9 protein-coding genes and 2 pseudogenes are annotated in these 8,559 nt (G+C 48.2%); all 11 read left to right on the forward strand.

Features of this window, described 5'->3' with window-relative positions:
* Positions 1-455, forward strand: a 455-nt coding sequence (locus tag Q0198_RS07465) for an FtsX-like permease family protein (protein ID WP_297896593.1), incomplete at its 5' end; no start/stop codon positions are given.
* A gap of 356 nt (positions 456-811) precedes the next feature.
* Positions 812-943, forward strand: a complete 132-nt coding sequence (locus tag Q0198_RS07470; protein WP_297896595.1) for a hypothetical protein — start codon at positions 812-814, stop codon at positions 941-943.
* A 320-nt stretch (positions 944-1,263) separates the two neighbouring features.
* Positions 1,264-2,121: a bifunctional methylenetetrahydrofolate dehydrogenase/methenyltetrahydrofolate cyclohydrolase FolD gene (gene folD, locus Q0198_RS07475; protein ID WP_297896597.1), complete on the forward strand. Its 858-nt coding sequence runs from the start codon at positions 1,264-1,266 to the stop codon at positions 2,119-2,121.
* Complete coding sequence (gene lepB, locus Q0198_RS07480; RefSeq protein ID WP_297896598.1) at positions 2,122-2,967, forward strand: signal peptidase I; 846 nt, start codon at positions 2,122-2,124, stop codon at positions 2,965-2,967.
* A gap of 9 nt (positions 2,968-2,976) precedes the next feature.
* Positions 2,977-3,144, forward strand: a pseudogene (locus tag Q0198_RS07485) (RpiB/LacA/LacB family sugar-phosphate isomerase); the annotation flags it as partial.
* Positions 3,145-3,447: 303 nt separating this feature from the next.
* Positions 3,448-3,690: pseudogene (locus Q0198_RS07490) on the forward strand (RpiB/LacA/LacB family sugar-phosphate isomerase); the annotation flags it as partial.
* Between the two features lie 653 nt (positions 3,691-4,343).
* Positions 4,344-4,586, forward strand: a complete 243-nt coding sequence (locus Q0198_RS07495; protein ID WP_177388948.1) for a hypothetical protein — start codon at positions 4,344-4,346, stop codon at positions 4,584-4,586.
* Positions 4,583-5,131, forward strand: a complete 549-nt coding sequence (locus tag Q0198_RS07500; RefSeq protein WP_005870566.1) for an adenine phosphoribosyltransferase — start codon at positions 4,583-4,585, stop codon at positions 5,129-5,131. The genes Q0198_RS07495 and Q0198_RS07500 overlap by 4 nt, the downstream gene beginning before the upstream one ends.
* A 2-nt stretch (positions 5,132-5,133) precedes the next feature.
* Positions 5,134-5,751, forward strand: coding sequence for a DedA family protein (locus Q0198_RS07505; RefSeq protein ID WP_005870565.1), 618 nt, complete (start codon positions 5,134-5,136; stop codon positions 5,749-5,751).
* Positions 5,726-7,186, forward strand: coding sequence for a leucyl aminopeptidase (locus tag Q0198_RS07510; protein ID WP_297896602.1), 1,461 nt, complete (start codon positions 5,726-5,728; stop codon positions 7,184-7,186). Before Q0198_RS07505 ends, Q0198_RS07510 begins: the two co-directional genes overlap by 26 nt.
* Positions 7,187-8,290, forward strand: a complete 1,104-nt coding sequence (ychF, locus tag Q0198_RS07515; RefSeq protein WP_297896604.1) for a redox-regulated ATPase YchF — start codon at positions 7,187-7,189, stop codon at positions 8,288-8,290.
* Positions 8,291-8,559 lie beyond the last annotated feature (269 nt).

Below are 8,559 nucleotides of genomic sequence, written 5' to 3' on the forward strand. Positions count from 1 at the left end.
AGCAAAACGGCAATTTTTTCAGCGCCCTTGCACTTGAAAAACGCGCGCTTTTCATCGTACTGATGCTGATAATCCTCGTCGCGAGCCTAAATATCGTAAGTTCGCTTCTGATGACCGTGATGAACCGTCGCCAAGAGATCGCGCTTTTACTTAGCCTGGGAGCCAGCAAAAAGGAGGTCAAAAGGACCTTTTTTGCGCTCGGAGCCACGATCGGCGGCGGCGGCATCATATTCGGGCTCATTTTGGGCCTATTCGGCGTGTGGCTGCTCGGAAGCTTCGACATCGTAAATCTGCCGGCCGACGTCTACGGAAGCTCGAAGCTGCCGATGGAGCTCTCGCTAGGCGATTTGGCGATGATTTTAATCGGCGCGGTGCTTATCGTGGCGCTTTCGTCATGGTATCCGGCCAAAAAAGCCACGCAGATCGACGTTCTGCAAACACTGCGCAACGAGTAAATTTAAACGCAGCGCTTTAAAATTTAGCTAAATTTTAAAATTCCAAAGCGGCGCGGCTGTGTTCGGCACGTTGAGCGCGGTATTTCGGCGAGCGGGACGGAGGCTGCGCGATCTTGTGCGACGTGGGTTTGTGCTGCATTAAATACCGCACAAATACGATTAGCGACCTTAGAGCTGCGCTCTTTGCGCGAGATCGCAACCCGCGCAAAGCCTAAATTTGATAAATTTGCTCGTTCAAATTTATTCAAAATTTTAAATTTCAAAGGGGAGCAAATTTTTATGAGCGCTTTTCTAAATTTTGTAAAATTTCAAAACCACTCGAAGATGAAATCATAAAAATCTTGAAAGGATTTATGGTGAAAAAGATCGTTTTATTGCTGTGCGTGACGCTGTTTCTGTGCGGCTGTTCTAGAAGCGGGCCGCAAGACTCCCCCGCCGAGCAAGATACGACACCAAGCCGCCATTATATGGGCTACTATTATGCATAAAACGGGCGCTGCGCAGCAAGCCGCAATACGGGTGCTATAGCGGCGGGGAAATAACAACGTCGCAGTTCCTACTCGCCCATGGATAAAAAAGGCTCAATCCCGCAATATTGGCTGTACGAACGCCAAAACCTGAGCGTGGCGACGCCAAAGATGCCTATCCGCTTATGATGCGACGATAAAATTTAGGCTTATTTGAGCAGGCATAAATTCAGGACGAAATTCTTTTTAAAATTCTTTCAAATTCCCATAAAATCCCGCTAAATAAATCTAAATTTTATAAATTTTAGGGTAACATTCCCTATTTTTCAAAAAGGCTTTAAATGACTTTAATCGACGGCAAAAGCATAAGCGCGAAGGTAAAAGAGGAGATCAAATCGGCCGCTTCGGATCTTGCCACAAAGGACGTAGAGCCCGCGCTGGCGGTGATTTTGGTAGGCGAAGACGCGGCTAGTAAGACCTATGTCGCGAGCAAGGAAAAAGCCTGCGCTGTCTGTGGGATCCGATCCGTAGCGCACCGCTTGAGCTCCGACGTGAGCGAGGCGGCGCTTTTAGAACTGATAGAAAATTTAAACGAGGACGAAAGCATCGACGGCATCTTGGTGCAGCTGCCGCTTCCGAAGCACATTGATACGAATAAAATTTTAGAAAAAATAAGCCCACAAAAGGACGTGGACGGATTTAGCGCGATAAACGTAGGCAAGCTTACTAGCGGGCTTGCGGACGGTTTTGTGCCTTGCACTCCGCTTGGCGTGATGCGCCTGCTTGAGGAATACGGCGTGCAGATAGCGGGTAAAAACGCCATCGTGCTAGGTCGCAGCAATATCGTAGGAAAGCCGATGGCGAGCCTACTTCTAAATGCCGACGCCACCATTACGATCGCTCATAGTAAGACGAAAAACCTAAAGCAGCTTTGCGTAGATGCCGATATTTTGGTCGTGGCGGTCGGTAGGGCGCATTTTGTGGGCGCCGATATGGTAAAACAAGGCGCAGTGGTGATCGACGTAGGGATCAATCGCGGCGAGGACGGCAAACTAAGGGGCGACGTCGATTTTGACGCGGTAGCGCCAAAATGCTCGTTCATCACGCCTGTGCCCGGAGGCGTGGGGCCGATGACGATTACAATGCTTTTGAGCAATACGATAAAATCGGCGAAAAATCGCTTAAAACAAAGAGCCTAAATGAAAATACTAAGCAAAATTTATCACTTTTTATCAAGTTGGACGGGGACGGTTATCGTCGTTTTATTTGTCATTCTTTTTGTTGCGCAAGCCTTCGTGATCCCCAGCGGATCGATGCGCACTACGCTTTTAGAGGGCGATTTTTTATTCGTTAAAAAATTTAGCTACGGTATCCCGACCCCGCATATTCCGTTTGTAGAGTGGCAGGTAGCTCCTGATAGCGACGGAGATGGACATATCATCCGCGGCGAGGGTCCGAAGCGCGGCGACATCGTGGTTTTTCGCTATCCGCTTAATGAAAAAATGCACTTTGTAAAGCGAAATTTTGCCGTAGGCGGTGACGAGGTGATATTTGATCTGAATAATTTCTACCTTCGTCCGCATGAAGGCGACGAGTTCATTGCTGCAAACTACGATGCTAGCGATATCGTGATCTTAGGCGGCGAAAAATATGTCAAGGAACCGTATAAATTTAAAGGCATCCACTACGATCCAAATAATCGAAACTCGATGCTGGCAAACGTCAAAGCCGCGCTTGATGGGGGTAAATTTTCTATGAAGCCCATTAGTCTAAGCGAAATTCCTCATAGCTTCGAAGCTGCGGGGATAAGCTTCAATGCCTTTTACATCAAAGTGCCGCAGGATGAGTATTTTATGATAGGCGATAATCGAAATAATTCCGCCGATAGCCGCTTCTGGGGTCCGGTGCCTTATCGTCTGATCGTCGGCAAGCCATGGTTTACCTATTTTAGTATCGATGCCGATCGCAAGATCCGCTGGGAGCGAATCGGGCGCTTCGTCGATACCTTGCAAAACGACGAGAGCCTAATCTATGAGCAAAAATAAGGAGCGGCAATGCAAATAAATAAAATTTTCATAGCGAGCGATCATGCGGGCTTTCGTGCCAAAGAGCAAGCTAAAAAAGCGCTCGCCACTTTAGGTTACGAAGCGGTCGACCTTGGCACTCATAGCGCCGAAGCGAGCGTAGATTACCCAGATTTTGCGGGCACGTTGGCGGAAGCTATTTTAGCCGAATGTGAAGCCTGCACGCGAAGTGAAAATTTTAAAGAAAACGACGGCATAAATTCTGCTGCAGCCGCGGAAAATTCTGAAGCGGGCGGCAGTGAAAATTTCGGCGCAAGTATAAACGGTAGCGGGAATTTTAGCACTACCGCGCAGCATGGCGAGAAAGATAAAAATTTTAACGCCGTCAAGAGCGGCGAAGGCAAGAATTTTGATGCGGACGCAAATACGACTGCCTGCGCAAGCATAGCTGCCGCAAACGCGAGCAAAGATAAAATTTTAAATTCCACCGACTACGGCATTTACGGTGTTTTGATTTGCGGTACGGGCATCGGTATCAGCATCGCCGCAAATCGCCACGCTCACATCCGCTGCGCGTTGTGTCATGACGCGACTAGCGCTAGATTAGCCAGAGAGCACAACGACGCTAACGTCCTAGCCTTCGGCGAGCGATTAATGGGCGCGCTGGTGATTGAAGATATGATTAGGGCGTTTTTTAGCACCGATTTTGCGGGCGGTAGGCACATTAAGCGCGTCGCAAAGCTAGGCGCTCGCGGTAGTGTGAATTGCATGCTTGGATTTGACGGGGAGAATTTCATGCAGAATTCCGCTCAAAATTTTACGGAACAAAGCTGTGGCGCTAATTTAAATGGGCGGAATTCTAAATTAAGCTTCGTAGGCGAAATCCCTTCTTGCAAAAATCCCATCGGCATGGATTCTGCGTCAAATTTTGCGCGGAGCTTTAACGGTAAAAATTCCTTATTTACCGGCGAGAATTCCTTGATAAGCTTTGGTGGTGCACATCATATAAATTTAAATTCTGCGCACGCAAAGATAATCTTTGATGGGAAAAATCCATTGGGTAAAAATTCCACTAGCGCAAATTCTACGTTAAATTTTACGCGCGAGAGCGTTTGCGAGAAAAATTTCGCTCAAAAAGCTAGTCGTAAAGATTTTGTCAGTTTGAACCCAGCAATTATAAATTTCAAGGCTACAAATTCTTTCTGCATGAGCTTTAAGCCAAAAAGCATGAATTGTACTAGTACGGGTTTAAAAGATGCGAATTCTGCTATTATGAGCGTAAATTTAAAGGAAGCAAATCTTTCTAGTGCGTATTTTAGAGGCATAAATTCTGCCTATTTTAGCGCAACACTCGCTACTATGCGCCGCTTTGCAAATCCAAATGAAGGAGGCGAGCAATGAGCGTAGCGTTAGGCGTTTTAGCGCTATTTTTTGCAGCACTACTTATTCTATCGATCCGAAAAAATTCTAAAATTTACGCCTTACTTCGAAAGAGCGAAGAAAGAATTTCAAAGCTTAAAAGCGATAACGAAAAGCTCAAAACTGCCCTTCGCTTCGGCATTGAGGCCCTGCAAAATGAGGAGAGCGAAAACTGCAGCTTAAAAATCCAAAACGCAAGATTGAAAAGAGGTAAGCTATGAAAAGTCTAAGCAACGAGCAAAAAAGCTATTTATTTCGCTCGATCCGCACCGTGCGCGACTTCCCAAAGCCCGGTATTTTGTTTTACGATATCACGACGCTCGTAGGCGATCGCGAGGCGTTTAATTTCCTGCTTGATCATCTAGCCGAGCGCTACGCTGATTACGGACTTGATTACATAGTAGGCATAGAAAGTCGCGGATTTATTTTTGCAGCGGCGCTTGCGGCGAGGTTGAGAGTTGCTTTTGTGCCGATTAGAAAGCCAAAGAAGCTTCCTTATATCACGATTTCGCAAAAATACAGCCTTGAATATGGCTTCGATCAGGTCGAGATGCATGTGGATGCATTCTCCGGCGTGCAAGATGCCAAGGTATTGCTAATCGACGATCTTATCGCCACTGGAGGCACCGCACGAGCGGCATTAGATCTCATCGCGCAGACGCAGGCTAAATGCGTCGAGGCGTGCTTTTTATTAAATTTGCGCGAGTTAAACGATCTAGGCGAATTTTCGCGCCGCACAAATGTTTATTGCGTTTTAGAGGCGTGATTTTGGAAGAGCTACTTAAAAATTTATTACAAGAATACCACCAATACGCCTATATCGTGCTTTTTGTTTGGTGTATTTTAGAAGGCGAAATCGCACTGATTTTGGGCGGCATAATGGCGCACGAGGGGCACATAAATTTGCCGCTAGGTATCTTTGTCGCGGGGCTTGGGGCATTTTGTGGCGATCAGTTTTATTTTTATATCGGTCGCTACAACAAAAAATATATCAGTAAAAAGCTCGCGGCACAGCGCCGAAAATTTGCGATCGCGCACCTGCTTTTGCAACGCTACGGCTGGCCGATAATTTTAATGCAGCGCTATATGTATGGCTTCCGCGTCATCATCCCGATGAGTATCGGTATCACTCGCTACAGCGCAAAGAAATTTGCGATTATCAATCTTTTTAGCGCTTGGTGCTGGTCGGGCGCGACGATGATTTTGGCGTGGTATTTCGGTGAGGAGATCTGGAGCGGGCTGCGGCTAATTGAGCAACACTGGTATTTTGCGATACCTATCATAGGCGGAATTTTATATCTATTTTTTAGGCTATTTAAACGTATGGAAAATCACTTTATGAACTCACGAAAGGAACGAGATGAAAGTAAAACTGCTAGATCGTAAAATTAACGAGATAGAGGCGGATTTTGAAGTTATTTTGGTCGTGGATAAAGATTTAAATCACGAATTTATTAAAGACACGGATAAGTTTGCGCTTTTTAATTACAAAGGCGAGGGTAATCTGCTGCTGGCCGAGAGCGGGCGGCTATACGTGTGCGTTAAGGAGCTTAGCTTCGATAGGTTGCGAGCGGCGCTTGCGAGCGCATACAACGCGCTCAAGGGCTATGCGATCAAAAATTTCAAAATCGCCTTTTATAAATGCGGCTGCGACCGCAGAAGCACGATGGCGATGGTCGAGGGCGTGCTTTTAGGCGGCTATGAGTTTAACAAATACAAAAGCGAGAAGAAAAGCTCCAGCTTGAATGAAATTTTAATCTCGACGCAGGAGTACGGCGGCAGTAGCCCCGATCTGCAAAAGATGAACTACGGCGTACAGCAGGGCACCGTGATGGCAAACGCCGCAAATTTTGCGCGCGACGGTGTCAATGAGATCCCCGAAATTTACACGCCCGAAAAGATGGCGAGCGAGGCTGAAATTTTAGCCTCGAACTACGACGACGTGAGCGTTAAAATTTACGACGAAGACTTTTTGCGCGAGCAGAATATGAATGCGTTTTTGGCGGTCAATCGTTCCAGCGCCCATCCGCCGCGCCTCATCCATCTGATCTATAAGCCGCAGCGCTGCCTAAAGCGCGTCGTTTTCGTGGGCAAAGGGCTTACTTACGACAGCGGCGGGCTAAGTTTGAAGCCGAGCGATTATATGCTTACGATGAAAAGCGACAAAAGCGGCGCGCTCGCTGCGATGGGCATCATCAAGGGCGCCGCCGAGCTCGAGCTGCCGTTTGAGATACACGCGGTTATCGGCGCTACCGAAAATATGATCGGCGGCGATTCGTATAAACCCGACGACGTGCTACTTAGTCGCAGCGGCGTAAGTATCGAGGTGCGAAACACCGACGCGGAGGGGCGGCTCGTGCTTGCCGACTGCCTAAGCTACGCGCAGGATCTTGCCCCCGATCTGCTAATAGATATGGCGACGCTTACCGGCGCTTGCGTCGTGGGCCTGGGCGAATACACTAGCGGTATCATGGGAAACAGCGAGGAGCTAAAGCGTAAATTTAAAGATCTTAGCAGCTGCAGCGGCGAGCTATTTAGTATTTTGGAATTTAACGATTATCTGCGCGAGCTAATTAAAAGCAGTATTGCAGACGTCTCCAACTGCGCTTCCAGCAGATACGGCGGCGCGATAACCGCGGGGCTGTTTTTGGATAAATTTATAAAAGACGAGTATAAAGACAAGTGGCTGCACCTTGATATCGCAGGTCCTGCGTATCTGGAAAAGGCGTGGGGCTATTACGCCGCGGGCGCGACGGGCGCGGGCGTGAGAGCAAACTTATATTTCTTGCAGGCCCTAGCCAAAGAGCTGAAGGACGCGTAGATGGGGCTGTCAGTAGGGATCGTAGGGCTTCCGAACGTCGGTAAATCCACTACATTTAACGCTCTTAGCGGCGCGCAAAACGCGCAGGCGCAAAACTATCCATTTTGCACGATTGAGCCCAATAAGGCGGTCGTGCCCGTGCCCGATGCGCGGCTAGCAAAGCTGGCGGAGATCGTTAAGCCCGGTCGCATCGTGCATTCGACCATCGAGTTCGTTGATATCGCGGGCCTCGTGCGCGGCGCAAGCAAGGGCGAGGGGCTGGGGAATAAATTTCTTTCAAATATCCGCGAGTGCGAGATCATCCTGCATATCGTGCGTTGCTTCGAAAGCGGCGACATAACCCATGTCGAAGGCTGCGTCGATCCCATCCGCGATATCGAGATCATCGAAACCGAGCTTATTTTAGCGGACATCGAGCAGCTTGGACGCAAAATCGAGCGTCTCGGCAAGGAAGCCAAAGCAAATCAAAAGGGCGCTAAAGAGGCGCTAGCCGTAGCAAACGAGCTTTTAGCGCATCTAAACGACGGCAAGCCCGCTTCAAATTTTGCGCTCAAAGAGGACGAAAGCTACATCGCTTTAAATCGCGAGCTGCGCTTGCTTAGCGCCAAAGATGTAATCTACGGCGCCAATGTGGACGAGGACGGCATCGCGCAGGATAACGAATATGTCGCGCGCGTAAAAGAATACGCAAATGCCCGCGGCGCCGAAGTAATCAAGCTCTGCGCCAAGATCGAAGAGGAGCTCATAGGCTTAAGCGACGAGGAGGCGCACGAGATGCTGCAGAGCCTGGGCGTGCAGCAAAGCGGGCTGGAGCTCATCATCAAGCGCTCCTTTGCAAAGCTCAGCCTCATCAGCTACTTCACCGCGGGCGAGATGGAGGTGCGCGCGTGGACGATCACGAAGGGCTGGAAGGCTCCAAAGGCCGCGAGCGTGATCCACAACGACTTTGAGCGCGGATTTATCAGAGCCGAGGTGATCGGATTTGATGATTTTATCGCGTGCGGCGGCGAGAGCAGGGCGAAAGAAGCGGGCAAAATGCGCCTTGAGGGCAAAGACTACGTCGTGCAAGACGGCGACGTGATGCACTTTAGATTTAATGTTTAAAATTGCGCTGCATTCGAGCGAAATTTAAAATTTACAGAGTTTTAATTTGTGCCGAATTTGCACATCCGATTCAAATTTTTAAATTTGCGAAATTTGAATTTCTATGGCGTGTGAGAATTTGGAAATTTAAAAATTTTAGTTGAAAGCAGCGATTTAAAATTTTGAAATTTCATAAAAAATCCCCGGGATCGAACGCATGCTCGGGTTCGGCTCGATTTTAAAATTATATAAAATTTAGCTCGCGCAGGACGGAACTTTAAACATTATCG

Source organism: uncultured Campylobacter sp., from assembly GCF_938045205.1.
GTDB lineage: Bacteria > Campylobacterota > Campylobacteria > Campylobacterales > Campylobacteraceae > Campylobacter_B.